Source organism: Massilia sp. UBA6681 (genome assembly GCF_002454935.1).
In the GTDB taxonomy this organism is placed as follows: Bacteria; Pseudomonadota; Gammaproteobacteria; order Burkholderiales; family Burkholderiaceae_D; genus Telluria; species Telluria varians.
This window is the reverse complement of record NZ_DKJX01000090.1, coordinates 1-249: the sequence shown is the minus strand read 5'-3', so window position 1 is coordinate 249 and position 249 is coordinate 1. Positions and strand designations below refer to the sequence as shown.

Genomic DNA, 249 nt, shown 5'->3' with positions numbered 1-249 from the left:
GCTGCGCTGGAAGGCGGCGCGGTCGACCCCGTCGCGCAGCTTGAGGTCGACCCGCGACAGGCGCCCCAGCTGATTGAAGCGCCACTGCATGGCGCCGATGTCCATCACGGCGATGCGCTGGCCTGCGCGCGCCCGCTGGACCGGCCCGGCCACGCGCAGCCTTACGTCGCCGGTGCCGGCGCGCAGCACGAGGGTGTCCCCTGGCCGTTTTTGCAGCCAGGCCTGGGCGGCGGGCGACAGGAACAGGGC

Annotated in this window: 1 protein-coding gene; it reads right to left on the bottom strand. The window is 74.3% G+C overall.

The window, feature by feature from the left end; translation table 11 throughout:
• Positions 1-249: hypothetical protein (locus B2R83_RS16360; protein ID WP_292043505.1), on the bottom strand; the 249-nt coding region annotated here is incomplete at both ends.